This window comes from Arthrobacter sp. LT660 (assembly GCF_056172845.1).
In genome coordinates this window covers 1,121,901-1,146,259 of record NZ_CM149651.1, presented here as the reverse complement: position 1 = coordinate 1,146,259, position 24,359 = coordinate 1,121,901, and the positions used below count along the sequence as shown (strand labels likewise).

At 68.6% G+C, this 24,359-nt stretch carries 22 protein-coding genes and 1 tRNA gene; 17 read left to right on the top strand and 6 right to left on the bottom strand.

Features of this window, described 5'->3' with window-relative positions; all coding sequences use genetic code 11:
• Nucleotides 1-17: 17 nt before the first annotated feature.
• The 6 genes from AC0QSG_RS05300 to AC0QSG_RS05275 all read left to right on the top strand — a co-directional run bounded on the left by AC0QSG_RS05300 (nucleotide 18) and on the right by AC0QSG_RS05275 (nucleotide 5,809).
• A complete protein-coding gene (locus AC0QSG_RS05300; RefSeq protein ID WP_475376870.1) occupies nucleotides 18-1,712 on the top strand; it encodes a CTP synthase in 1,695 nt (564 codons plus the stop codon).
• A 2-nt stretch (nucleotides 1,713-1,714) separates the two neighbouring features.
• Nucleotides 1,715-2,395: an NUDIX domain-containing protein gene (locus tag AC0QSG_RS05295; RefSeq protein ID WP_475376869.1), complete on the top strand. Its 681-nt coding sequence runs from the start codon at nucleotides 1,715-1,717 to the stop codon at nucleotides 2,393-2,395.
• Between the two features lie 8 nt (nucleotides 2,396-2,403).
• Nucleotides 2,404-3,393, top strand: a complete 990-nt coding sequence (gene xerD / locus AC0QSG_RS05290; RefSeq protein ID WP_475376868.1) for a site-specific tyrosine recombinase XerD — start codon at nucleotides 2,404-2,406, stop codon at nucleotides 3,391-3,393.
• Between the two features lie 19 nt (nucleotides 3,394-3,412).
• On the top strand, nucleotides 3,413-3,970 hold the full coding sequence (locus tag AC0QSG_RS05285) for an NUDIX domain-containing protein (protein ID WP_475376867.1): 558 nt from the start codon (nucleotides 3,413-3,415) through the stop codon (nucleotides 3,968-3,970).
• A gap of 41 nt (nucleotides 3,971-4,011) precedes the next feature.
• Nucleotides 4,012-4,518 (top strand): RNA polymerase sigma factor, encoded by a 507-nt coding sequence (locus AC0QSG_RS05280; RefSeq protein WP_475376866.1) that lies wholly within the window; start codon nucleotides 4,012-4,014, stop codon nucleotides 4,516-4,518.
• Between the two features lie 157 nt (nucleotides 4,519-4,675).
• On the top strand, nucleotides 4,676-5,809 hold the full coding sequence (locus AC0QSG_RS05275; RefSeq protein WP_475376865.1) for a hypothetical protein: 1,134 nt from the start codon (nucleotides 4,676-4,678) through the stop codon (nucleotides 5,807-5,809).
• A gap of 72 nt (nucleotides 5,810-5,881) precedes the next feature.
• Here the strand turns inward: AC0QSG_RS05275 and AC0QSG_RS05270 are convergent, their stop codons facing one another.
• The 4 genes from AC0QSG_RS05270 to AC0QSG_RS05255 are packed head-to-tail and all read right to left on the bottom strand — an operon-like array spanning nucleotide 5,882 to nucleotide 10,154.
• Nucleotides 5,882-7,027, bottom strand: coding sequence for a bifunctional 2-methylcitrate synthase/citrate synthase (locus AC0QSG_RS05270; RefSeq protein ID WP_475376864.1), 1,146 nt, complete (start codon nucleotides 7,025-7,027; stop codon nucleotides 5,882-5,884).
• Between the two features lie 22 nt (nucleotides 7,028-7,049).
• Nucleotides 7,050-7,979, bottom strand: a complete 930-nt coding sequence (prpB, locus tag AC0QSG_RS05265) for a methylisocitrate lyase (RefSeq protein ID WP_475376863.1) — start codon at nucleotides 7,977-7,979, stop codon at nucleotides 7,050-7,052.
• A gap of 1 nt (nucleotide 7,980) precedes the next feature.
• Nucleotides 7,981-9,498 (bottom strand): MmgE/PrpD family protein, encoded by a 1,518-nt coding sequence (locus tag AC0QSG_RS05260; protein WP_475376862.1) that lies wholly within the window; start codon nucleotides 9,496-9,498, stop codon nucleotides 7,981-7,983.
• A complete protein-coding gene (locus AC0QSG_RS05255; RefSeq protein WP_475376861.1) occupies nucleotides 9,495-10,154 on the bottom strand; it encodes a GntR family transcriptional regulator in 660 nt (219 codons plus the stop codon). Before AC0QSG_RS05255 ends, AC0QSG_RS05260 begins: the two co-directional genes overlap by 4 nt.
• 195 nt (nucleotides 10,155-10,349) lie before the next feature.
• Here AC0QSG_RS05255 and AC0QSG_RS05250 point away from each other — a divergent pair, with 195 nt between their 5' ends.
• Together AC0QSG_RS05250 and AC0QSG_RS05245 are read left to right on the top strand one after the other, a co-directional pair.
• Nucleotides 10,350-12,335: an AMP-binding protein gene (locus AC0QSG_RS05250; protein ID WP_475376860.1), complete on the top strand. Its 1,986-nt coding sequence runs from the start codon at nucleotides 10,350-10,352 to the stop codon at nucleotides 12,333-12,335.
• Nucleotides 12,336-12,384: 49 nt separating this feature from the next.
• Nucleotides 12,385-12,924 (top strand): hypothetical protein, encoded by a 540-nt coding sequence (locus tag AC0QSG_RS05245; RefSeq protein WP_475376859.1) that lies wholly within the window; start codon nucleotides 12,385-12,387, stop codon nucleotides 12,922-12,924.
• A 21-nt stretch (nucleotides 12,925-12,945) separates the two neighbouring features.
• Here AC0QSG_RS05245 and AC0QSG_RS05240 read toward each other — a convergent pair whose 3' ends face one another.
• Both AC0QSG_RS05240 and AC0QSG_RS05235 read right to left on the bottom strand, forming a co-directional pair.
• Nucleotides 12,946-13,650 (bottom strand): response regulator, encoded by a 705-nt coding sequence (locus AC0QSG_RS05240; protein ID WP_435728446.1) that lies wholly within the window; start codon nucleotides 13,648-13,650, stop codon nucleotides 12,946-12,948.
• Nucleotides 13,643-15,337 (bottom strand): sensor histidine kinase, encoded by a 1,695-nt coding sequence (locus tag AC0QSG_RS05235; protein WP_475376858.1) that lies wholly within the window; start codon nucleotides 15,335-15,337, stop codon nucleotides 13,643-13,645. The genes AC0QSG_RS05240 and AC0QSG_RS05235 overlap by 8 nt, the downstream gene beginning before the upstream one ends.
• Nucleotides 15,338-15,464: 127 nt before the next feature.
• Between AC0QSG_RS05235 and AC0QSG_RS05230 the strand changes: the two genes are divergently transcribed.
• The 9 genes from AC0QSG_RS05230 to AC0QSG_RS05190 all read left to right on the top strand — a co-directional run bounded on the left by AC0QSG_RS05230 (nucleotide 15,465) and on the right by AC0QSG_RS05190 (nucleotide 24,165).
• Nucleotides 15,465-16,781 (top strand): cation:dicarboxylate symporter family transporter, encoded by a 1,317-nt coding sequence (locus AC0QSG_RS05230; protein WP_435728450.1) that lies wholly within the window; start codon nucleotides 15,465-15,467, stop codon nucleotides 16,779-16,781.
• A gap of 249 nt (nucleotides 16,782-17,030) precedes the next feature.
• The gene (locus tag AC0QSG_RS05225; protein ID WP_435728451.1) at nucleotides 17,031-17,927 is read left to right on the top strand and encodes a ParA family protein; all 897 of its coding nucleotides are present in this window, start codon (nucleotides 17,031-17,033) and stop codon (nucleotides 17,925-17,927) included.
• Nucleotides 17,927-18,796 carry a segregation and condensation protein A gene (locus tag AC0QSG_RS05220; RefSeq protein WP_475376857.1) on the top strand — a complete coding sequence of 290 codons (870 nt, stop codon included), beginning with the start codon at nucleotides 17,927-17,929 and terminating at the stop codon, nucleotides 18,794-18,796. The genes AC0QSG_RS05225 and AC0QSG_RS05220 overlap by 1 nt, the downstream gene beginning before the upstream one ends.
• Complete coding sequence (gene scpB, locus AC0QSG_RS05215; protein WP_475376856.1) at nucleotides 18,793-19,380, top strand: SMC-Scp complex subunit ScpB; 588 nt, start codon at nucleotides 18,793-18,795, stop codon at nucleotides 19,378-19,380. Before AC0QSG_RS05220 ends, scpB begins: the two co-directional genes overlap by 4 nt.
• Nucleotides 19,381-19,413: 33 nt before the next feature.
• Nucleotides 19,414-20,529, top strand: a complete 1,116-nt coding sequence (locus AC0QSG_RS05210) for a pseudouridine synthase (protein ID WP_475376855.1) — start codon at nucleotides 19,414-19,416, stop codon at nucleotides 20,527-20,529.
• A gap of 3 nt (nucleotides 20,530-20,532) precedes the next feature.
• Nucleotides 20,533-21,636 carry a prephenate dehydrogenase gene (locus AC0QSG_RS05205; protein WP_475376854.1) on the top strand — a complete coding sequence of 368 codons (1,104 nt, stop codon included), beginning with the start codon at nucleotides 20,533-20,535 and terminating at the stop codon, nucleotides 21,634-21,636.
• Nucleotides 21,637-22,305, top strand: a complete 669-nt coding sequence (gene cmk / locus AC0QSG_RS05200; protein ID WP_475376853.1) for a (d)CMP kinase — start codon at nucleotides 21,637-21,639, stop codon at nucleotides 22,303-22,305.
• Nucleotides 22,306-22,386: 81 nt separating this feature from the next.
• Nucleotides 22,387-23,925 carry a ribosome biogenesis GTPase Der gene (gene der, locus AC0QSG_RS05195; protein WP_435728459.1) on the top strand — a complete coding sequence of 513 codons (1,539 nt, stop codon included), beginning with the start codon at nucleotides 22,387-22,389 and terminating at the stop codon, nucleotides 23,923-23,925.
• A gap of 166 nt (nucleotides 23,926-24,091) precedes the next feature.
• Nucleotides 24,092-24,165, top strand: a tRNA-Pro gene (locus tag AC0QSG_RS05190).
• Nucleotides 24,166-24,359: the final 194 nt, after the last annotated feature.

Genomic DNA, 24,359 nt, shown 5'->3' with positions numbered 1-24,359 from the left:
TCCGTCCGGCGAAAATGATGATAGGCTCGAATTCCGTGGTGCAGCGAACATTTTCCCGTAATTCCCGGTCCTCCGAAACTACCAAGCAGATCTTTGTCACCGGCGGTGTCGCCTCGTCCCTAGGCAAGGGACTGACGGCTTCGAGCCTCGGTCACCTGCTTCGGGCGCGCGGCCTATCCGTCACCATGCAGAAGCTGGATCCCTATCTGAACGTGGATCCGGGCACGATGAACCCCTTCCAGCACGGGGAGGTGTTTGTCACCGACGACGGAGCCGAGACCGACCTCGACATCGGCCACTACGAGCGCTTCCTCGATGAGAACCTCGACGGCATGGCCAACGTGACGACCGGTCAGGTGTATTCGACGGTCATCGAGAAGGAACGACGCGGCGACTACCTCGGCGACACCGTTCAGGTCATTCCCCACATCACGGACGAGATCAAGCGCCGCATGCGCCTCCCGTCCGAGGGTAAGAAGGCCCCGGATGTCATCATCACCGAGATCGGCGGAACGGTCGGCGACATCGAGTCGCAGCCCTTCCTCGAATCCGCCCGCCAGGTCCGTCAGGACATCGGACGCAACAACGTCTTCTTCGTGCATGTCTCCCTGGTTCCATACATCGGACCCAGCCAGGAGCTCAAGACCAAGCCGACGCAGCACTCGGTCGCGGCGCTGCGTTCCATCGGCATCCAGCCGGACGCGCTGGTCATCCGCTCGGACCGAGAAATCCCCGAGGAGATGCGCATCAAGCTGGGGCGCACGTGCGACGTCGATCCCGAGGCCGTCATCAACTGCGCCGATGCCCCGAGCATCTACGACATCCCGGTCGTCATCCACGAGCAGGGCCTGGATGCGTACATCGTGCAGACCCTGGGCATGAAGTTCAAGGATGTCGACTGGCGCCAGTGGGACCGGTTGCTCGAGGCCGTCCACCACCCCAAGCACCATGTTGAAATCGCCCTGGTCGGCAAGTACATCGACCTGCCCGACGCCTACCTCTCGGTGACCGAGGCCCTGCGCGCCGGCGGCTTCGCGAACGAGGCCAAGGTCAACATCCGTTGGGTTCCCTCGGACGACTGCCAGACCCTGGAGGGGGCCCAAAAGGCCCTCGCCGGCGTGGACGCGATCTGCGTGCCCGGCGGGTTCGGCATCCGCGGGCTCGAGGGCAAGCTCGGCGCGCTGAAGTTCGCCCGCGAGAGCAAGCTGCCGACTCTGGGCCTGTGCCTGGGCCTGCAGTCCATGGTCATCGAGTACGCCCGCAACGTCGTCGGGCTTGAGGGCGCGTCCTCCACCGAGTTCGAACCGGACACCGAATTCCCGGTGATCGCGACGATGGCCGAGCAGCTCCACATCGTCGACGGCAAGGGCGACCTGGGCGGAACGATGCGGCTGGGCCTCTACGAGGCGAAGCTCGCCGAGGGGTCCGTCGTGGCCGAAACCTACGGCAAGACCGAGGTCTCCGAGCGCCACCGCCACCGCTACGAGGTCAACAACGAATACCGGGAGCAGATCGCCGCGGCGGGACTGGCCTTCTCCGGAACCTCCCCGGACGGCAAACTGGTCGAATACGTCGAGCTGCCCCGGGACGTGCACCCGTACTACGTCTCGACCCAGGCGCACCCCGAGCTGAGCTCGCGTCCGACCCGGCCCCACGCGTTGTTCTCCGGGCTGGTCAAGGCCGCGCTCGAGCACCAGAAGGCCGGTCGGTAGACATGGCCGAAGCCGACGGCGGAGGGCTGGCCGACCAGGCGAGCCCCCGCCGTCTGCTGTCTTCGGAGACCGTCTACAAGGGACGGATCTGGAACGTCGTCCAGGACAGTTTCCGGTTTGCGGAGGACCAGGCGCCACTGGTGCGCGACTACATCGACCATCCGGGCGCGGTCGCCGTCGTCGTGATGGACGACCGCGGGCGCGTCCTGTTGATCAACCAATACCGCCATCCGGTGGGCATGACGCTCTGGGAGGTCCCCGCGGGGCTGCTCGACGTCGACGGCGAGGCCCCGCGGCTGGCGGCGGCGCGCGAACTCGCTGAAGAGGCAGATCTGACCGCGGCGACATGGCACACCCTCGTTGACGTGTTCAACTCGCCAGGCTCCTCCAGCGAGGCGATCCGGATCTACCTCGCGCGCGGTCCCGCGCCCGTGCCGGAGAACCAGCGGCACGTGCGCACCGACGAGGAAGCGGACATGCCGGTCGCATGGATGCCGCTCGGCGACGCCGTGACCGCGGTCCTCGACGGACGCATCCACAACCCTTCCGCGGTCGCCGGCCTGTTGGCCTGCCACGCCGCGGCCGCGGACGGTTTTGCCAGGCTGCGTCCAGCGGACGCGCCGTGGGAGGCCCACCCCCGGATGCGGCGGTCGTCGCCGCCCGTGTCGCCGTCCGCGCCGTAGGCCCACTGATGTCCGCATCGAGCTCCGACGCGCCCGCCGCGCACACGACGCACACAGCGCTCGAATCCACCCGACCGGGCCGCCAGATGGCCGCCTACCTTCAGCACCTCGCGGTGGAGCGGGGCATGGCCGCCAATACCGTCTCGGCGTACCGCCGCGACCTCGGACGCTACGCCGCGTTCCTGGCGGCACAAGGGATCGAGGCGGCGGACGACGTCGAACGGACGGTCCTCACCGCGTTTGCGCAGGCCCTCCGGGACGGGGCCGACGGCGGATCGGTTCTGAGCGCGCGGTCCGCGGCGAGGTGTGTCGTTGCGGTGCGCGGGCTGCACCGCTTCTGGGCCCTCGAGGGGACGACGCGTGACAACCCCGCGTCCGACCTCCGGCCGCCCGCGGCGGGCCAGCGCCTGCCCAAGGCCATCACCGTCGCGGAGGTGGGCGCGATCCTCGAATCCGTGCCGACCGAAACCGAGACCGGGCAACGGGACCGGGCACTCCTGGAGTTCCTTTATGCCACCGGAGCCAGAATAGGCGAGGCCGTGGGGCTCGACGTCGACGACCTGCACCTCGAGCGCCCCAGCGACGGCCCCGCCGTCGTCCGGCTGACCGGCAAGGGATCCAAGGAGCGGGTCGTTCCACTGGGCTCGTACGCACTGTCGGCCTTGGAGGCCTATCTGGTGCGCGGCCGTCCGGCGCTGGTGGCCAAGGGCAAGGGAACCCCCGCCCTGTTCCTGAACGCCCGTGGCGGTCGCTTAAGCCGGCAGTCGGCCTGGACCGCGCTCAAGGCCGCTGCCGAGCGCGCCGGAATCGCCAAGACGGTCTCGCCGCACACGCTGAGGCACTCCTTCGCCACGCACCTGCTGGAAGGAGGGGCCGACGTGCGGGTGGTGCAGGAGCTGCTGGGCCACGCCTCCGTCACCACGACGCAGGTCTACACGTTGGTCACCGCCGACACCCTGCGCGAAGTCTACGCGGCGGCACACCCGCGGGCCCGCTGACCGTGCCTACACTGGGGCCATGAGCACCGCCGTCGTCCTCTGCCTCGTGTTGCGTCGCGATCGCGGGGGTACCAGCGTCCTCCTGGGTGACAAACAGCGCGGATTTGGTGCCGGGAAGGTCGTCCTGCCGGGCGGAAAGATCGAACCCGGGGAATCGGCGGCGGTGGCCGCCGCACGGGAACTGGCCGAAGAGACGGGGCTGACCACCGATCCGGGGGCGCTCCGGGAGGTGGCCGGAATCCGCTTCGAATTCCCTTCCCAGCCGCAGGCGGACATGGAATGCACCGTGATGCTGGCCCCGCACACCGCGGGGACGCTGCGCGACACCGACGAACTCCACGGAGCCTGGCATCCCGCGGACGCGCTCCCGACCGACCGGATGTGGGAAGACTCCCCGCGCTGGCTGGTACCGCTCATCGAGGGGAGAGCCCTGGACGTCCACGTGGTGCTGTCCCGGGACAACGAGAGCGTCGCGGGGTACACCGTGACCGATCGTCGCGTCGCGGACTCGCCGCAACGCGCCACGGTGGGGAAGACGGACACGTGTCACCCTGGCGGCGTTGCCGGACATAGATAGGCACAGGGGTTTCCGCGGGGGAGACCGTCGAAGGGGGCACCGTGATCGACCGGAAGACGCTGGACGTCGAAGACCTCCATCGCCTGCATTCGACTGCCGTTTACCGTTACATCTACCGGAGGGTTCCCGCGCCCGACGTCGCCGCGGAACTGGCCAACGACGTGTTTCGGATCGCGTGGCAACGCGGCATCGCCCAGGATGATGCCGCCCTTCCATGGCTGCTGGTGACGGCACGGAACCTGGTGGCGAACGAGCAACGCTCGACCGGCCGCCGGCGCCGGCTGGAATCGAAGGCGCGTGACGAGGCGCTGGTGGCGCTGCGGTCCGCCGACCACGGACCGGAACAAATTGTCCGGGACGTCCTCGACAAGCTGAGCGCGCGGGACCGCGAGGTACTGATGCTGGCGTATTGGGACGGGCTGCGTGGAATCGATCTCGCGGAACTCCTGGACTGCACCGTCGACAGCGCGAAAACCCGGCTGTCGCGCGCACGCAAGGCGTTCGCCAGGCTAGCGCCACGGGAACTGATGGAAGGAGGGACCCTCTGATGGACCGCATCGAAGAGCTGATTTCCGCGGCCGACCCCGCGGGCCGCGAGGGAGCGGGTCGGCCCGGTCCACTGGAACTCGGCGAGCCGACCCCCCTGATTGTGGAACGAACGGGGCCGCATGACGCCGAATCCGGGCGACGGGGACGCCGCGCGCTGTGGTGGACGGCCGGGGGCTGGCCGCTGCGGCCGCCGTCGTCGTGGCCACGGTCCTGAACCCCTTCGGCACGGGCACGCCCGAGCCGGCGCCGCCCGCCGGGCCCTCACCCACGCAGTCCGGGACACCGACGGTGCAGGAACTGCCCAACGGCCTGCTCCCCGCGCACCCCAACGTCCACTGGGACGATTCCCAGGCATGCCGTTCGCTGGACGTCGGCACCGTGCTGATCGCGCCCGTCACCGGTGACGCGCCGCCGACCCCGCTGGAAGGCGATCCGGACGTCAACCGGGCCGTGGGCTGCGTCGGGGACCATGCGGCCTTCACGGTTTTCACGGATCTCGCCCATTTCGACGCCGATCACGGCGACACCTTCGCGGGCCTCTACCTGGCGAGTTGGGACGGCGAACGGTGGAGCGTCGACCACAGTGGGACCGGCGGCGAGGGGACCGAGACGTACCAGGAGGTGGCAACGTTCCCATCGATGCGCCACTTCGGCGACCCGGACGGGCGCACGGCCCGGGAACAGGCGGACGCGGTGCTCGATTCGTTCGGAATCGAGATCGACGATCCCGAGAGCCTCCTGGGCCCCAACACGGCGACGTGGGCGCCGGACGAACCGCAGGACGACTGGACTGGTCTCGACACGGGCCCCTCGGGCTTCAGTGTGGAGCACCGTTCGGATTGGGTGGTGCGCGAGGCCGATCCGGAGGGTGCGCCGTCGCAGCTTCTCGTGTTCTTCGACCGCTACGGTGCCCAAACCGCGACTCTCGAACGCTTCAGCGCGGATCCCTCCGCGGGCGGAACCTGCGCACAGGGTGGGGAGACGTACCGCATCCACGCGAGTGAGGCAGTGTCCGCGAAGGACGACGCTGGGTCGCTTGAGGTGGCACTCATGACGGGCACGAACGCCGTCGGGAGTTGGTCGTTTGTGGGACTTGTGCGCGCCGGACAGCCGGCGGCGGGGGCGCTGTGCGAGGTGGACCGCCTCCTGGAGGTCGACGGGACGTTCGTGGTGGCGCAGGGCATGTCCGCTCGGCTCGGGTTCGAATCCGATGCCGAGCTTGAGGCCTATGTGAAGTCGCAGTCCTGGGCCGACACGGTCCGCTTTGCACAGTCGCTGCGCTTCGGCTGACCGACGCGCGGGGAAACGAGGGAGGCCGCGCGGCGATCGCCGCACGGCCTCCTTTCGCGATGTCGCTGTCCGTCAGACGGACCGCTGGTCCGGTCCGTTATAGGCCGAAAGCGGGCGGATCAGCGAGTTGGCCGCGCGCTGTTCCATGATGTGGGCGGTCCACCCGGCGATGCGCGAGGCGATGAACAGCGGAGTGAACATGGCCGTGTCGAAACCCATGAGGTGGTAGGTCGGACCGGCGGGGTAGTCGAGGTTCGGCTTGATGTTCTTCGCCTCGCCCATCGCCTGCTCCAGCCCGTCGTACAGACCCAGCATCTCGGCCCGGCCGTAGTGCTCGATCATGCGGTCGAGCGCGGCCTTCATCGACGGCACACGGGAGTCGCCGCTCTTGTAGACGCGGTGGCCGAAGCCCATGACCTTCTTCTTCTGGGACAGGGCCTCCTCCATCCAGGCCTTGGCTCGGGCGGCGGCGTCCTCCCGCGACTCGTCCTTGCGGATCCCGATCTCCTCGAACGTGTGCATCACGGCCTCGTTGGCCCCGCCGTGCAGCGGGCCCTTCAGGGCGCCGATGGCGCCGACGACCGCCGAATGCAAGTCCGACAGGGTGGAGGTGATCACCCTGGCGGTGAAGGTCGAGGCGTTGAACGAATGCTCGGCGTAGAGGACCATCGAGACGCGGAACGCGTCGACGACCTCGGGTACAGCCTCCTCGCCGAACGTCATCCACAGGAAGTTCTGCGAATAGTCCAGGTCCTCCCGCGGCTCCACCACATCCAGTCCGCGGCGTCGACGCTGGTCGTACGCGACGGCGGCGGGGAATGCGGCCAGCAGCGACTTCGCCTTCGCGAGTTCGGCCTCCGGGGAGGAGTCCTCCGCGAGCGGATGGTTGGCGCCCAGCACCGAGACGGCGGTGCGCGCCACGTCCATCGGGTGGCATGTGGTCGGCAGCAGGTCGATGGCCGCCTTCACGTTCGCATGCATGGACCGGTTCGCGCGCTCGAAGGCGACGAACTCCGCCAGTTCGGACTTGTTGGGGAGGTCGCCGTTCCACAGCAGGAGGGCCACCTCCTCGAAACTCTTGCTGGCCGCGAGCTCCTGGACCGGATAGCCGCGGTAAAGCAGGGAATTGGTGGCGGGATTGACCTTCGAGACGGCCGTGTAGTCGACGACAACGCCGTCGAGCCCCTTCTTGATGTCCTTGGTATCGGTATCGCCCATGGTGGTGCTCTCCTTCGAACGCTTACGGGTTGGCGTTGTTGCCGTCGATATCCAGGCCGGGGACCTGGAAGTTGAAGATGCCGGTGTCGAACTTGTTGTAGGCCTCGTAGTCCACCAGTTCATAGAGTCTCACGCGGGTGAGCATGTTGGGCACCTCTTCCTCCTGGCTTCCGGTGGCGGCGATGGCGTCGAGGGTCCGCTCCGCGGCGCCCATGGCGCTGCGCAGCAGGGTGACCGGGTAGATAACCATGGCGACCCCGACGTCGGCCAGTTGCCGACGGGTGAACAGCGCGCTTTTGCCGAACTCGGTCATGTTGGCCAAGACCGGAACCTCCACGGCCCCGCAGACGGCCGCGAACTCGGATACGTCCCGCATGGCCTCCGGGAAGATCGCGTCGGCGCCGGCGTCCACCAGTGCCTTGGCACGGTTGATCGCCGCATCCAGACCATCGACGGCGCGGACGTCCGTGCGCGCCATGATCAGGAAGTTGGGGTCTCGGCGGGCGTCTGTTGCGGCGGCGATCCGCTTGACCATCGTGCCCAGGTCAACGACGTTCTTGCCGTCGAGGTGGCCGCAGCGCTTGGGGTTGAACTGGTCCTCGATGTGGCAGCCCGCGAGGCCGGCGTTCTCCAGTTCCTGGACGGAGCGCGCCACGTTCATGGGCTCGCCGAAGCCGGTGTCGGCGTCGACGAGGGAGGGCAGATCCGTCATCCGGGCGATCTGGCCTGCGCGCTGGGCGACCTCGGTGAGGGTCGTGAGCCCGATGTCGGGCAGCCCCAGATCGTTGGCGAGGACCGCGCCGGAGATGTAGACGCCGTCGAAACCCTTTTCCCCGATGAGACGCGCGGAGAGCGGGTTGAAGGCCCCCGGGAACTGGCGGGCGGTTCCGGGCACGAGCATCCCGCGCAGGGCCGCGCGCTTCTGCTCGGGGGTCACGTTGGAGTACAACATCCTAGAACAGCCCCTTCGGGGCGGCCGCGAGGTCGATGACGCCGGGGGCCGCAACGATGTTGAGCTGCCCCAGCTCGCCGGAGCCCAGCTTCTCCAGGTTTTCGGCCGCCGCGATGAAGCGGTCGATCTCGTCGTCCTCGACCAGGCCGGCGGCCAGGGCGCGGAACTTGTTGACGTACTGCTCGCGGGCGAACGGCCGTGCGCCGAGCGGGTGCGCGTCGGCGACGGCGATCTCGTCGGTGACCACGGTGCCGTCGTTCAGGGTGATGACCACCGAACCGCCGAAGGCCTTCTCGTTGATGTCCAGCGAGTGGTAGCGGCGCGTCCACTCGGTGTCTTCCTCGGTGGTGACCTTGTTCCAGAGTTCCACGGTATCGGCACGGCGGGCACGCTCGGGGGAGTACGAGTCGACGTGGTGCCAGGAGCCGTCCTGCAGGGCCACGGTGAAGATGTACGGAATGGAGTGGTCCAGGGTCTCGCGCGAGGCGGTCGGATCGTACTTCTGTGGGTCGTTGGCGCCCGAACCGATCACGTAGTGGGTGTGGTGGCTGGTCTTGATCAGGACCGAGGCGACGTTCTTGGCGTCGGTCGTCTCCGGGTGTTCGCGGTTGAGCTTGCGGGCCAAGTCGATCCAGGCCTGCGCCTGGTACTCGGCCGAGTGCTCCTTGGTGTAGGTGTCCAGGATGGCGCGCTTCGCCTCGCCATCCCCCGGCAGCGGCACCTCGTAGGCCGCGTCCTTGCCGTCGAGCATCCAGGCGATGACGCCGTCCTCGCCCTCGTAGATCGGCACCGGGGAGGTTTGGCCGCGCATGGCGCGGTCGGCGGCCTCCACGGCCATCTTGCCCGCGAAGGCCGGAGCGTGCGCCTTCCAGGTGGAGATCTCGCCCTTGCGCGACTGGCGGGTGGCAGTGGTGGTGTGCAGTCCCTGGCCGACGGCCTGGAAGATGGTTTCGACATCGAGGCCCAGCAGCGTGCCGATGCCGGCGGACGCCGACGGCCCGAGGTGGGCGACGTGGTCGATCTTGTGCTTGTGGAGGCAGATGGCCTTCACGAGGTCCACCTGGATCTCGTAACCGGTGGCGATGCCCCGGATCAGGTCCTTGCCGCTGGCGCCGGTGTGCTGCGCGACGGCGAGGATCGGCGGGATGTTGTCGCCCGGGTGGGAGTACTCGGCGGCTAGGAAGGTGTCGTGGTAATCAAGTTCGCGCACGGCCACGCCGTTGGCCCAGGCGGCCCACTCGGGGGAGACCTTTTCCGTGATGCCGAAGACCGAGGCGCCCGCCCCGCCGGTCGACGGCGCATGGGTCAGCGCCTGGGCGCGGGCAGCGACGATGGGTCCGCGGTTCAGCGAGGCTATGGCGACGGAGGCGTTGTCGATGACGCGGTTGATGATCATGTCCGCGACCTCCGGCGCGACCTCGACCGGATCGGCGGCCACGCGGGCGATCTTGTGGGCCAGCTGCTCTTCGCGGGGAAGGTTTTCCTCCGAGCGGTACACACGTACGGCGTGGTTGATCATTGGGGATCCTCTCGTGTTGGTGCATGGGATTTGATGTGGTCGAGGCTGTGCTGCAGGTGGAGCATGGTGGCCGCCGCGGCGAGGTCCGGATCGCCGGCCGCGATGGAACGCGCGATCGCGGCGTGCTCGCCGGCGGAGGCGCGGAGGCGTGCGGGATCGTCTTGGGCCAGCCTCCGAACCCTCGCCAGGTGGACGCGCAATCCGCGTAGCGCCTGCTCCAGGTACGGGTTGCGGACCGCATCGTCGATGGCGGCGTCCAGCTCCGAGGCCAGGCGGTAGTAGTTCTCGCGGGGAGCATCAACGGTTTTTTCCCCGCCTGGGGTCGCTGCCGCGGCGAAACGCCGCGACAATGCGATAAAGGGGTCCGTGGCGCCGGACCGTGCTGCGATCCGTGCCGATTCCACCTCGAGTGCCCGTCGCAGTGCGAACAGGTCGTCGACGTGTTCGAGCGAGACGTCGGAGACGACGGCGCCCCGGCCGCGTTGCTGGACGGCCAGCCCGTCGGCCGTCAGCCGGGACAGCGCCTCGCGCAACGGGGTGCGGGAGACGCCGAGCCGTTCCGCCTGCTCCACCTCGCCGAGGACGGTCCCCGGTGGGAGCCGCCATTCGACGATGTCCCGGCGTAATTCGCCGTACGCCTTGTCACTTGCCCTCATATCGTCATTGTATACACAGCTGTTCCATTCATGGGCCACTTATCGCATTTCTTGGGTATTTGGGCGCCGGTCCTTCCACTGTGTATACACGTCTCTTGAATTGTTTGTGACGGTCGCCATAGTCTTGGCGCAGACAGGACGGGCCGAGCACCCGAGACACCGCTCGCGCCGCAAGTAAAGAACAAGGGAGTTCCGATGCCGCCAACGAACGAACAGCCAAGCACGTACCGGGCCACGCACGCAGCCAGCGTCAAGGATCCCGCGGGCTTCTGGCTCCGCGAGTCCGCGCGCATCGACTGGTCCACGCCACCCACCCGTGGCCTCGACGAATCCGCCGCGCCGCTCTACGGCTGGTTGCCCGACGGCAGGCTGAACCTCAGCGTCAATGCCTTGGACCGCCACGTGGCCGCCGGAGCGGGGGACCGGGTGGCCCTGGTCTACGACTCCGCCGTCCTCGGCGCCCGGCGCAGCTACACGTACGCCGAGTTGCTCGCGGAGGTCGAGCGTTTCGCCGGCGTGCTGGTCGGACTCGGCGTCGGCCGCGGGGACCGCGTCCTGCTGTACCTCCCGATGATTCCGCAGGCCGTGGTGGCCATGCTCGCGTGCGCCAGGATCGGCGCGGTGCACTCGGTGGTGTTCGGTGGTTTCGCCGCCACCGAGCTCGCGGCGCGTATCGACGACGCCGCTCCGGCAGCGCTGGTCACGGCGACCGGAGGCGTGGAGCCCTCGCGCCGCGTCGAATACCTTCCAGCGGTCGCGGAGGCGTTGCGGCTCTCCAACCACACCGTCCCGCACGTGGTGGTGCAGCACCGGGACGGTTTCGTCGCCAACCTGGCGGAGTACGACGGCGGCGTGGCTCGACCGGCGTCGGACGACGCCGGTCGGGCGGCGACCACCTGGCACGACTGGGAGGCGCTCGCGCGGACCGCACGGCCCGCGGCCGCGGTCGACGTGGACTCCACGCACCCGCTGTACATCCTCTACACCTCGGGGACCACGGGCGCACCCAAGGGCGTCGCCCGGGACACCGGGGGCTACGCCGTGGCGATGAGCTGGTCCATGGAGAACATCTACGGCGTCCGCGCAGGGGACACCATGTTGACCGCGTCCGACGTCGGTTGGGTGGTCGGGCACTCGTACATCGTCTACGGCCCGCTCATCGCCGGGGCCACCACGGTGCTCTACGAGGGCAAGCCCGTGGGCACGCCCGACGCCGGTGCCTTCTGGCGTCTCGTCGACGACCACCGGGTCAAGGTCCTGTTCACGGCGCCGACCGCACTGCGGGCCATCCGCAAGGCCGACCCGGAGGCGGAACTGCTGGCCGCCCACGACACGTCGTCTCTGCGCGCGCTCTTCGTCGCGGGGGAGCGGCTCGATCCCGACACCTACGGGTGGGCCACGGCCGTGCTCGGGGTGCCTGTGGTCGACAACTGGTGGCAGACGGAAACGGGTTGGCCGATCGCCGCCAGCCCTTGGGGGCTGGAGGAACTGCCGCTGAAGCCGGGATCGCCGTCGTTTCCCGTTCCCGGCTACGACGTCCGCATCCTCGATTCCCTGGGGCAGGAACTTCCGCGCGGACAGGAGGGCAACATCGCCATCCGGCTTCCGCTGCCGCCCGGCGCGTTGACGACCCTCTGGGGAAACGACGAGCGGTACATCTCCTCGTACCTGGAGCAGTTCCCCGGCCACTACGCGACCGGCGACTCGGGTCTGCTCGACGCGGACGGATACCTGTACGTGATGGGCCGCACCGACGACGTCATCAACGTCTCCGGCCACCGACTGTCCACGGGGGCGATGGAGCAGGTGCTGGGTGCCCATCCCGCCGTCGCCGAATGCGCCGTGATCGGCGTTGCGGACGGGCTCAAGGGACAGGTTCCCCGCGGGTTCGTGGTCCTGAAGGACGGAGCGGCGACCACCGAGGAGGCGCTGCGCGCCGAACTGGTGGCCATGGTCCGCGAACGGATCGGCCCGGTGGCGGACTTCCGGCAGGTGCGGATCGTCGAGGCCTTGCCCAAAACGCGCTCCGGCAAGATCCTGCGCAAAACCATGCGGCAGATCGCCGACGGCGTCGACTATGCGGTGCCGGCGACGATCGAGGATCCCCAGGTCGTGGAGGACCTGATCCCCCTGCTCCGGCCCGAGGGCTCGCACCAATCCGGCGAAGGGCGCCTGGGATAAACTCGCGTGGGACCGGGAGGGTGTCGATTCCGGCGGTGAGGGGAAAACGTTGGATCCACTGGGCGGAATGGGTCGGGAGGAACTCGGCATCCTGACGTGGGTTGCCGCCGGCGTCTTCGCGCTTGCGGTCGGCCTCTGGCGTCCACACGGATTTCATTGGACCGCTGTTGGATCCGTGCTGCTCTTCGCGGCGCTCAATGCGGGTGCCGGGATCTACGTCCTGAACCACTTCCGTGATTCCCGCTGGCCCGCGGGGGGACAACCGTCCCTGAGCGTTCCGTCGCTCTCGGGCACGCCCCTGGTCGGACAATACCTCGAATCCCTGGAATCCACCCTGAACGGCGTGGTCGGTGGCATGAACGATTTGCTGGCATTCCAACGGGCCCTTCCCGTGGCGCTGGATTTCCTGGCCGTGTCCGGATGGGCCCTCGTGGTGTCGTTTCCGCTGGCCGTTCTCGCCGCCGGCATCGGTTTAGTCCGGACCCGGCGCACGGCTGCGGAATTCGAAAAGTACCGTGCCACCGTTGACCTGCTGAAGGACGAGCTCGAGCGGGTCAAGCGGCAGATTGGGGCGCCGGACCGGCATTAGGCCCATGGGTGGCCGCTGGCGTCAGCCCTTCCAACGGTATTCGTATTCCGGGCGGCCGCGCGTCCCGTGCCGCGGCGACTTGGGCGCGACACCTTGGACGCTGAGGTGCTCCAGGTACCGCCGGGCGGTGACGCGGGAGATGTCGAGTGCCTCCGCGACCTCCGTGGCGGACAGGCCCGCCGCGGACCCGCGGAGGATGGCGGCGATCGACGCGAGGGTCTCCTCCAGCATGCCCTTGGGGAGGCTGGCGGGTCCGGTGGTGCGCAGCGCGGCGAAGGCATTGTCGATGGACGCCTGTGTGGGCGCGTCGGGACCGGAGAGGTTCAACCGGAAGCCGCGGTAGTTCTCCAGCTTCTCGCGGAAGGCCGCGAACGGAAAAGGCTTGATCAGGTATTGCGTGATCCCGGCCGCGATGGCCGTCCGGACCACCGACAGGTCCCGAACGGCCGTGATGGCGATGATGTCCACCGTGTTGCCTCGCCCGCGGATGCGCCGGGCGACGTCGAGGCCGTGCAAGTCCGGGAGGTTCATGTCCAAGAGCACCAGGTCCACGGGTGCGCCCGCGGCGCCGGCCGCCTCTAACAGCGACAGTGCCTCGGAGCCGCTGTGGGCGATCGCAGTGACATCGAACCCCGCCACCCGGCGGACGTAGTCGGCGTGGGCGGCGGCGGTGATGGGTTCGTCGTCGGCGACAAGAACGCGCAGGACGCGCCGTGGATCAGCCATTCGGACGGCCCCCGGCTTGCCCGCGCGGGGTTCGTCCATACGCGGCCGAGCCGCGCTCCAGCGGCAGGGTGACGGTGAAGATGGCACCGGCGTCGTTATCCACTTCCAGCGAACCCCCGAGCCGCACCACCGCCTGCCGCACCAGCGCCAGGCCGAGGCCCCGGCCGCCCGCCGTCGACGAGGCCGGCTTTGTCGACGCTCCCATGCGCAGGAAATCCTCCAGATGATCCGGATCTACTCCGGGACCGGAATCGGCAACGGAGATCACGACGTCCGAGTCGACCACCGAAAAGTCGGCCCACACCCGACGCGCCGCGGACGTCGCCGCGGCGTCGAATGCGTTGTCCAGAAGGTTTCCCGTGATGGTCACGAGGTCCCGGGCGTCGAGGGAATCGCGGGGGAGCTCGCCGTTGGCCGTGAGGGTCAATTCGATGCCGCGCTCGTTGGCCTGAGCGGCCTTCCCGACGAGCAGCGCGGTGAGGAACGGTTCGTCGATGGACTGCACGACGTCGTCGGTCAGCCGCTGCGATTCCTGGCGGTCCCGGACCGCGAAGTCCAGCGCCTCGCGCTCCCGCCCCAGCTCGATCAGCGAGGCGACGGTGTGTAGGCGGTTGGCGTGTTCGTGCGTCTGTGCCCGCAGGGCCTCGGTCAGGGTCTTCATGGTCTCCAGCTCGCCCGTCAGCGCCTGGATTTCAGTATGGTCCCGCAGCGTGGCCACGGCGCCCGGGCGGCGCGCCATGGGCCGCCGCGCCCCCGGGCGCCCGACCCGCAACCCGACTGGACCGTCGGTGGGTTCCGCCGCCCGTTCCTGGCTGATGACCAGGACGCGGCTCTTGGTGAGGTGGATCTCGTCCGTGGCCCTCCTGCCGCTTTCGAAGAGGTCGCGGACGGTGTCCGCGAGACCGAGTTCGCCCACCGGCAGGGGCCTGAGGGCACCCGCTGGCGGCAGGCCGAGAAGGTCCGCGGCGTGGTCGTTGTAGAGGACCAGCCGTCCTTCGCCGTCGACGAGCACCAGCCCCTCGCGCAACGAGTGCAACGCGGAGTCGTAGTAGGCGAAGAGGCGCCGGAGTTCTTCGGGCCCGTAGCCGAGGGTGACCCGGCGCAGGTAGCGGCTGAGCAAGTACGCGGCCACGCCTCCCAGGGCGATGGCGGAGGCGGCGACGCCCAGGATGGCCGGGACGCCGGCCGCCCGGCTGATGGCCAGGGTCCGCATCGTCACGCCCACGGACACCATGGCCGTGACTTGGCCGTCGGCGCCGCGGACGGGGGCGATCGCCCGGACCGAGGGACCCAGTGTGCCGGTGTACTCCTCGACGTGCGTACGTCCTGCGAGCGCCTGTTCGATGCTCCCGATGTAGGGGCGGCCGATTTGTTCGGGTGTCGGATGCGTGTACCTGGTCCGGTCGGTGTCCATCACCGTCACGAAATCCACCGACGCGCTCTCGTGGAGTTTCCGCGCGTACGGCTGCAGTGCGGCGGAGGGGTCCGTGCCCTGGACGGCGGACTCCACGAAGGGGTCCAGCGCCAGCGTCGCCGCGACGCTAAGGACCCTGTCGGCGGCGAAGTCGTGCGCCTGCGCCTCCGCGCCGCGGTAGCTGAAGGCGCTGACGACGAGAGCCACGGCGGTCACCAGCACCAGTTGCCACGCGAACAACCGGGTGGCCAGGCTCGCGGACCTGTTGCCCATGGCTCTCCCTTCGTCGCGGCGGACCCATCGACCGTCGCGTGAACAGTATGAACGCAAGGGGTGATGCCGGTCACGCGGGCCGCACCATGGTCATAAGAAGTCCCACCAACAATACCGAGGAGTACCCATGGCGACGACGCCAACCCACCTTGAAGGGCAGCCGGGCAACACGCCGGCTGGTAACAACGCGGCACCCAAGAAGGACCGCACGCACTGGCTGTACGTGATGGTCATCGTGGCCGTCGTCGCCGGCGCCACGATCGGCCTGGTTTTCCCCGAGCTCGGCAAGTCCCTGAAACCGCTCGGAACCGCGTTCATCGCGCTCATCAAGATGATCATCGCCCCCATCATCTTCTGCACCATCGTCCTGGGCATCGGTTCCATCGCCAAGGCCGCCACGGTCGGCAAGGTCGGCGGCCTCGCGCTTCTCTACTTCATGACGATGTCCACCTTCGCTCTGGCGATCGGGCTGATCGTGGGCAACATCATCCACCCCGGCTCCGGCCTCGAGCTCAAGCCGTACGAGTCGGCCGCCGGCGGCGAGGAGAACGCCACCGTCAAGTTCCTGTTGGAACTGATCCCCGGCGACATCGCGGTGCTGCCGACCCTCGTGCTGGCACTCTTCGTGGGATTCGCACTCCAGTCCATGGGCAAGTCCGGTGAGCCCGTGCTCAACGGCATCCGCAACATCCAGGCCGTGGTCTTCCGCCTGATGATGATGATCATGTGGGCCGCTCCGATCGGCGCCTTCGGCGCCATCGCCGCGGTCGTCGGCGCCACCGGCTGGGCCGCCATCGGATCGATGGCCATCCTCATGGGTGCCTTCTACGCGACGTGCGCCGTCTTCATCGTGGTCGTTCTCGGCGGCCTGCTGAAGGTGGTCACCGGATTGAACATCTTCTCGCTGCTGCGCTATCTGGCCCGCGAGTACCTCCTGATCTTCTCGACGTCGTCCTCCGAGTCGGCGCTGCCCCGGCTCATCGCGAAGATGGAGCATGTCGGTGTGTCCAAGCCCGTCGTCGGCATCACGGTTCCGACCGGCTACTCGTTCAACCTGGACGGCACCGCCATCTACCTGACCATGGCGTCCCTGTTCGTCTCCACCGCCATGGGCATGCCCATGAACCTCGGCGAGCAGATCGGCCTTCTGGTGTTCATGATCATCGCGTCCAAGGGCGCCGCGGGCGTCACCGGCGCCGGCCTGGCCACGCTCGCGGCCGGGCTCCAGGCGCACCGCCCGGAGCTGTTGGACGGCATGGGCGTCATCGTCGGCATCGACAAGTTCATGTCCGAGGCGCGCGCACTGACCAACTTCACCGGCAACGCCGTGGCGACCCTGCTGATCGGAACCTGGACCCGGGAACTGGACAAGGACCAGGCCCGCGCCGTGCTGGCGGGGGAGCGCCCCTTCGACGAGCTGTCCCTGCACCCGGAAAGCCATTGACCCGGGAAAGCCGCTAGCCGCGCCGCGCGCTAGCGCCCACGGGTCGCCGGCGCCGCGCGGAGCCGCGAGCACGGCACGGCCGCTTCGCCCCAGCGGGCGGGGCGGCCGTCGTCGTCCCTGTCAACCCTCCACCTCAGCTTCAAGGTAAAGGCTCGCCGACCCGGCGCGTCCAACGGCACCGGACGGCGGGGGATAGCCTAGGGGGTAGGCAGGAATCAGAGTCAAACGAACGGAAGCGTGGTTCATACCGTGAGCGAGGAACAGGGTTCGGGCACCCGGACGGCAGGTCTGCTGAAGGAGCCGCCGGCGATGGGACCGACCGGGCGACCCCTCACCACCTTCCCGGAGCCGCCGCCGCTTGACGGCCACGGCCCGGCGCGTGTCATCGCAATGGTGAACCAGAAGGGCGGGGTCGGCAAGACGACGTCGACGATCAACCTGGCCGCGGCGCTCGCCGAGTACGGCCGCAAGGTGCTGCTGGTGGACTTCGACCCGCAGGGGGCGCTGAGCGCGGGCTTCGGCACCAACCCGCACGAATTGGACACCACGGTCTACAACGTCCTGATGGACCGGAAGACGGACATCCGGGACGCCATCATGAACACCGACGTCGACAACGTTGACCTGCTGCCGGCCAACATCGACCTCTCCGCCGCCGAGGTCCAGCTGGTGAACGAGGTCGCGCGCGAGCAGGTCCTGGACCGTGCGCTGCGCAAGGTCGCGGACGACTACGACGTCATTCTCATCGACTGCCAGCCCTCGCTTGGGCTGCTGACTGTCAACGCCTTGACCGCGGCGCACGGTGTCATCATTCCGCTGACCGCCGAGTTCTTCGCGTTGCGCGCCGTGGCGTTGCTGGTGGAGACCATCGAGAAAGTGCAGGACCGCCTCAACCCGGGGCTGCAGGTCGACGGTGTCCTGGCGACGATGTACGACGCGCGCACACTTCACAGCCGGGAGGTCCTCGGACGCCTCTTGGAGGCGTTTGGCGACAAGGTCTTCGAGACGGTCATCAAGCGCACCATCAAGTTCGCCGACGCCAACGTGGCCGCGGAACCGATCACCAGCTACGCCACCAACCACCCGGGCGCGGAGTCCTACCGCAACCTCGCCCGCGAACTCGTCAGCCGCGGCGGCTCCCCGTAATGACCACGGGTGGGGCGGAGACCGCGCCGCCCGCAACCGCCGGGTTCGCCGTCAACCTGGCGAATTTCTCCGGTCCGTTCGACCTGCTGCTGGGCCTGATCTCCAAGCACCGGCTGGACATCACCGAAGTCTCGCTGGCGCGCGTCACGGACGAATTCATCGCCTATATCCGCGAGGTGCGCGAGCGAGGCGGCGAGAAGGCCCTGGACGAGACCACCCAGTTCCTCGTCATGGCTTCCACATTGCTTGACCTGAAGGCCGCGCGGCTGCTGCCGTCCGGGAAAGTGGAATCGGACGAGGACATTGCCCTTCTGGAGGCCCGGGACCTGCTCTTCGCCAGGCTCCTGCAGTACAAGGCATTCAAGGTCGTCGCCGGAGAGCTGGAGACCAGGCTGGAACTCGAGGCAGACCGTTTCCCCCGCCAGGTGTCGCTCGAGCCGCGGTTCTCGTCGCTCCTGCCCGAATTGCTGTGGAAGACCAGCGCGGCGGAATTTGCCGACCTGGCGCGGAGGGCCCTGGCGCCCAAGCCCGCCCGCGAAACCGAGGTGGGGCTGTCCCACCTGCACGCGCCCGCCGTGAGCGTTCGCGAACAGGCGGAGCACCTGGCTGAAATCCTGCGGTCCTCCGGCCGGCAATCCTTCCGGACGTTGATTGCCGACGCCGGATCGCGGCAGGTGGTGGTGGCGCGTTTCCTTGCGTTGCTGGAGATGTTCCGCGACCACGTCGTGGCATTCGACCAGGTGGCGCCGCTGGGGGAACTCGAGGTCCGCTGGAACGCCCACGGCACGAACTGGAGCCCGGACCTGCTCCGCGAGGAATACGACGCCGCGGCGGAGCCGGCCGGAGCCGCCACCGAAGGAGCCCCATGAGCGAAACCCCGCAGGACGTCCCGGATCCGGACGAGCTTCCCGGAGGCGCGCGCGCGGCGGTCGAAGCCGTGCTCATGGTGGTCGACGAACCGGTCTCCGCCGAACGGTTGGCCGCGGTCCTCGGCCTGACGCCGCAACGGGTGCGCGGGCTCGTCCAGGAACTGCGCGCGGACTACGGGACCACCCGGGGATTCGAGCTCCGGGAGGTCGCGGGGGGCTTCCGGATCTTTTCCCGACGTGATTTTGCTCCCTTCGTGTCCCGCTTTGTCCTCGACGGCCAGACCGCCCGGCTGACACGGGCCGCGCTGGAGACCCTGGCCGTCGTGGCCTACCGCCAGCCCGTGTCCCGGGCGCGGATAGCGGCCATCCGGGGCGTCAACGTGGACTCGGTTGTACGGACACTCACGGTGCGTGGTTTGGTGGAGGAATCATCCACGGATCCGGAGACCGGCGCGCTCCTGTACCAGACCACCTCGTATTTTCTGGAAAGATTGGGTATGGGTAGCGTTTCGGAGCTGCCGAAGCTCTCACCGCACCTGCCCGGAATCGAGCACCTCGACGAGTTCGAGGACCACGGGTTCTAGGCACCAAAACTACGCAACATTGAAGGACATGACATGACCCAGGGATCCCGTTCCGGCGCAGGCCGCGGCGACCAGCGCCGCCAGGGCCCATCGCAGGGCTCGGGGCGCGGCCAGGGCCCCGCCTCTTCCGGACGCGACGGCGGACCGCGCCGCGACGAACGGCAGGGCGGCTCCTTCGGAGGGGCGTCCGACGGCGCCAAGGGCGGTCCCAGGGGCGGCTCCAAGGGCAAGCCCGCCGGCTCCGGCAAGTCCGGGGCCGGGAAGGCCGGAGGCGGCAAGCCGGGCGCCAAGCAGGGCGGCGCCTACGCATCCAAGGGCCCGCGCCCGTTCGGCAACGAGCGCTTCGGGCGCAACCTCGGGCCGGTGGCGCGCAAGCGCCCCGCGTCGAAGCCGGCGCCGCGGCCGCGGGAGGACGTCGAGGAGCAGGATGGCGTGCGGCTGCAGAAGGTCCTCGCCAACGCCGGGGTCGCCTCCCGCCGCGTCAGCGAGGAGATGATCGCAGACGGCCGCGTCGAGGTCGACGGCGAGATCGTCACCGAGCTCGGCATGCGCGTCGATCCGGCCACGGTGAGCATCCACGTGGACGGGATGCGCATCCAGCTCAACGACACCCTGAAGTACTTCGTTTTCAACAAGCCCCGCGGTGTGGTCTCCACCATGGACGATCCGGAGGGCCGCCGTTGCATCTCCGACTACGTCAAGAAGCGCGGCGAGCGGCTCTTCCACGTCGGCCGGCTCGATGTGAACACCGAGGGGCTGCTGCTGCTCACCAACGACGGCGAGCTGGCCAACCGCCTCACGCACCCGTCCTACGAGATCCCGAAGACGTACCTGGTCCAGGTGCCCGGCCCGATGGCGCAGGGCATCGGGGCGAAGATGAAGGACGGCATCCAGCTGGAGGACGGCTGGGCCAACGTCGATTCCTTCAAGCTGGTGGACTCCACCCCCGGCAAGGTGCTCGTCGAGGTCATTCTGCACTCGGGTCGCAACCGCGTCGTCCGCCGTCTCTTCGATGCCGTCGGGCACCCCGTCAAGCGCCTCGTCCGCGTGCAGATGGGTCCCATCCGACTGGGCGACCAGAAACAGGGAACCATCCGCCCGCTGGGAAACCAAGAGGTCGGGCACCTGCTCGCCGCGGTGGGAATGTAGCCGGTGGCCGCGACTCACCTTTCCGGCAGCGTGCTGGTGGTCGGCACGGGCCTGCTGGGAGCGAGCATCGGCCTCGGCCTCAGCCGGCGCGGGATCGACGTCCTCCTGTCGGATCCTTCGCCCACGGCGGAGAAGGTGGCGCAGGACATCGGCGCCGGAACCATCCTGGGCGCAGGCAAGACGGCAACCCCGGACCTTGTCGTCGTCGCCGCGCCGCCGGACGTCACGGCGTCGGTCGTAGCGGCCGCGCTCCGCGAGCACCCGGGCGCCACCGTCGTCGACATCGCGAGCGTGAAGTCGTCCATCCTGGAGTCGTTGCGCGCGGACGCGTCACTGCGGCCCGCGGACCTCGAGCGCTACGTCGGCACCCATCCGATGGCCGGCCGCGAGAAGTCCGGCCCGGCCGCGGCGCGGGGGGAACTGTTCACGGCCATGCCCTGGGTCGTCTGCGCCCACCCGACGAGCAGTCAGCGCAGCCTGCTGGCTGCGGAGTCGCTGGCCATCGACCTCGGCGCCACGGTCAGCCGCATGGACGCCGCGGAACACGATGGGGCCGTCGCCCTCATCTCGCACTTTCCCCAGGTCGCCTCGTCGCTGCTGGCCTCCCGGCTGCTGAACGCACCGGGGCACACCCTGGCGCTCGCCGGCAACGGTCTGCGGGACACGACGCGGATCGCGGCGTCGGACCCGCGGCTCTGGATCCAGATCCTCAGCCACAACGCCCCCCAGCTGGTGCCGATCCTGCACGGCCTGCGCGAGGACCTGAACCGGCTCATCGACACCCTTGAGCATCCCGGCGCGCCGGGGGCGCTGCTCGACCTGGCGGAGCTGATGGGGGAGGGCAACGCCGGCCAGGCGAGAATCCCGGGCAAACACGGCGCGCCTCCCCAGGCGTTCGCCGTGGTCACCGTCCTCGTGGACGACACCCCCGGCCAAATCGCCCGTCTCCTGGCGGATGTCGGCGAGGCCGGCATCAACGTGGAGGACCTCCGCATGGAGCATTCCTCCGGACACCAGGTCGGCATGGTCGAGGTGTCCGTGCTCCCGGGCCGGAGCCAGGAACTGGTCTCCGCCCTCACCGATCGCGAATGGAAAGTGGTGCAGTAGATGAAGCAGCTAGTGGTGGCCGTCGACGGACCCTCCGGAAGCGGCAAGTCATCGGTTTCCAAGGAGGCCGCCCGGCGCCTCGGCGCCGCGTATCTCGACACCGGCGCCATGTACCGCGCCGTGACCTGGCACTGCCTCGACGCTGGAACGGACCTGACCGACGCCGCGGCCGTGGCCTCCGCCGTGCGCACCGCGGACCTGTCGATTAGCACGGACCCAGATGTGGACGAGGTTCGGATCCACGGCACGGACGTCACGCTCGCGATCCGCGAGCCGTTCGTCTCGGAGGCCGTCTCGGCCGTTGCGACCAACCTGGAGGCGCGGGCCGAGCTGGTCCGCCGGCAGCGCGAACTGATCGCCGGCCAGGGACGGATCGTCGCGGAGGGCCGGGACATCACCACCGTGGTCGCGCCGGACGCGGACGCGAGGATCCTCCTGACCGCCAGCGAGGAGGCCCGCCTGCGGCGCCGCGGGATGCAGTTGGGCGGCACGCAGTCCTCGGAGCAACTGCACCGGCAGGTGCTCACCCGAGACGCCCGGGATTCGACCGTCACCAACTTCACCACGGCGGCCGACGGCGTCGTCACGCTCGACTCCTCGGAACTCGACTTCGAGCAGACGGTGCGGGCCGTTCTGGAGATTGTCCAGGGGCGGCCCGAACGGGCCTAGAAACACATCGGCCCAAGACATGCGAAAATGGAAGGTGCCTTCGCGTCCAGCGGGGGCGGCAAACAAAGGAAACCCCTCATCATGACCGATAGCGCCGCCTACCCGGGCGACGGCGACGACTACGTCCCCTCGGGCGAGGACCACATCGCCGAGAAGCTCCAGGGCATCTCCGACGAGGACGCCGAACTGCGCGCCGCGTCGTTGCGCGCCGGGCTCGACGACTACGAACTCGACGAGGAGGACGCCGCCCTTCTTTCCCACGCGGACGACGACTCGTTCGATGAGGAGGACGAGCGGATCCCGCCGGTCCTCGCGATCATCGGGCGCCCGAACGTCGGCAAGTCCACGCTGGTCAACCGCATCATCGGGCGGCGCGAGGCCGTCGTCGAAGACGTTCCCGGAGTCACCCGCGACCGCGTGTCCTATTCCGCCGAGTGGGGCGGCCGCGACTTCACGCTGGTCGACACCGGCGGTTGGGAGCACGACGCGAAGGGCCTGCACGCGCGCGTCGCGGAGCAGGCGGAGATCGCCGCCGATCTGGCCGATGCGATCGTCTTCGTCGTGGACTCAGCCGTCGGCGCCACGGCGACCGACGAGGGTGTCGTGAAGATGCTCCGACGCATGAAGAAGCCGGTCTTCCTGGTCGCCAACAAGGTCGACGACATCTCCCAGGAGGCGGATTCCGCCGCGCTGTGGGGCCTCGGCTTCGGGCAGCCGTATCCCGTTTCCGCCCTGCACGGGCGCGGAACCGCGGATCTCCTCGACGAGATCGTCAAGAAACTGCCCGAGTTCTCGGCGAACGAAGGGCTCATCCCGCGCGGCGGACCGCGCCGGGTGGCGCTGATCGGCCGGCCCAACGTCGGCAAGTCCTCGTTGCTGAACAAGCTCGCGGGCAGCGAGCGCGTGGTGGTCGACAACACGGCCGGCACCACCCGCGACCCCGTCGACGAGCTCGTGGAGCTCGGCGACCGCACCTGGCGGTTCGTCGACACCGCCGGGATCCGGCGTCGGCAGCACATGGCGCACGGCTCCGACTACTATGCGTCGCTGCGCACGCAGAGCGCGCTCGACAAGGCCGAGGTCGCCGTCGTGCTCCTGGCCGTCGACGAGGTGCTCAGCGAGCAGGACGTGCGGATCCTCCAGATGACCATCGAATCCGGGCGCTCGCTGGTGTTGGCCTTCAACAAGTGGGACCTGCTGGACGACGAGCGCCGGCGCTACCTCGAGCGCGAGATCGAACAGGATCTGGCGCACGTGGATTGGGCGCCGCGGGTCAACATCTCCGCCAAGACCGGATGGCACAAGGAAAAGCTGGTGCCGGCCCTGGACACCGCCCTGGAATCCTGGGACAAGCGCATCCCGACCGGCAAGCTGAACGCCTTCCTCGGCGAGCTCGTGGCCGCGCACCCGCACCCGGTCCGCGGCGGCAAGCAGCCGAGGATCCTGTTCGGCACGCAGGCCTCCACGCGACCGCCGCGCTTCGTGCTCTTCACCACCGGGTTCCTGGATCCCGGATACCGGCGTTTCATCACGCGCCGGCTGCGCGAGACGTTCGGGTTCGAGGGCACCCCGCTCGAGGTCAGCATGCGCGTGCGCGAAAAGCGCGGGCGTCAAAAGTAGTCCCGATTCTGCGGTAGAGTATCCAAGGAGCTTTTCGCAGACGGACCCGCGAGGAAACGAGTGGGAGAACGGCTGCGGAAAACCTCGGGCTATGGCGCAGCTTGGTAGCGCGCCTGACTGGGGGTCAGGTGAGTTAGAGCGGCGGGACTGTCCGAAAGCTAAACAACGGGATGTGGCGCAGCTTGGTAGCGCACTTGACTGGGGGTCAAGGGGTCGCAGGTTCAAATCCTGTCATCCCGACAAAAAGCCCTGGTGAGAAGCAATTTTCACCAGGGCTTCGTCGTTTCTGAGGGTGGTCACTGGCTGGTCCACTTCCCTCATTTGCCTGTGCTGCTCGTTCGCGCATTGGTCCACTTCCATTCAGTGACTTCGGCTGTGGAGTGCACCAAAAGGTGCCCGAGAGGTGCACCAAATCGCGGGCGCGACGGTGCTCC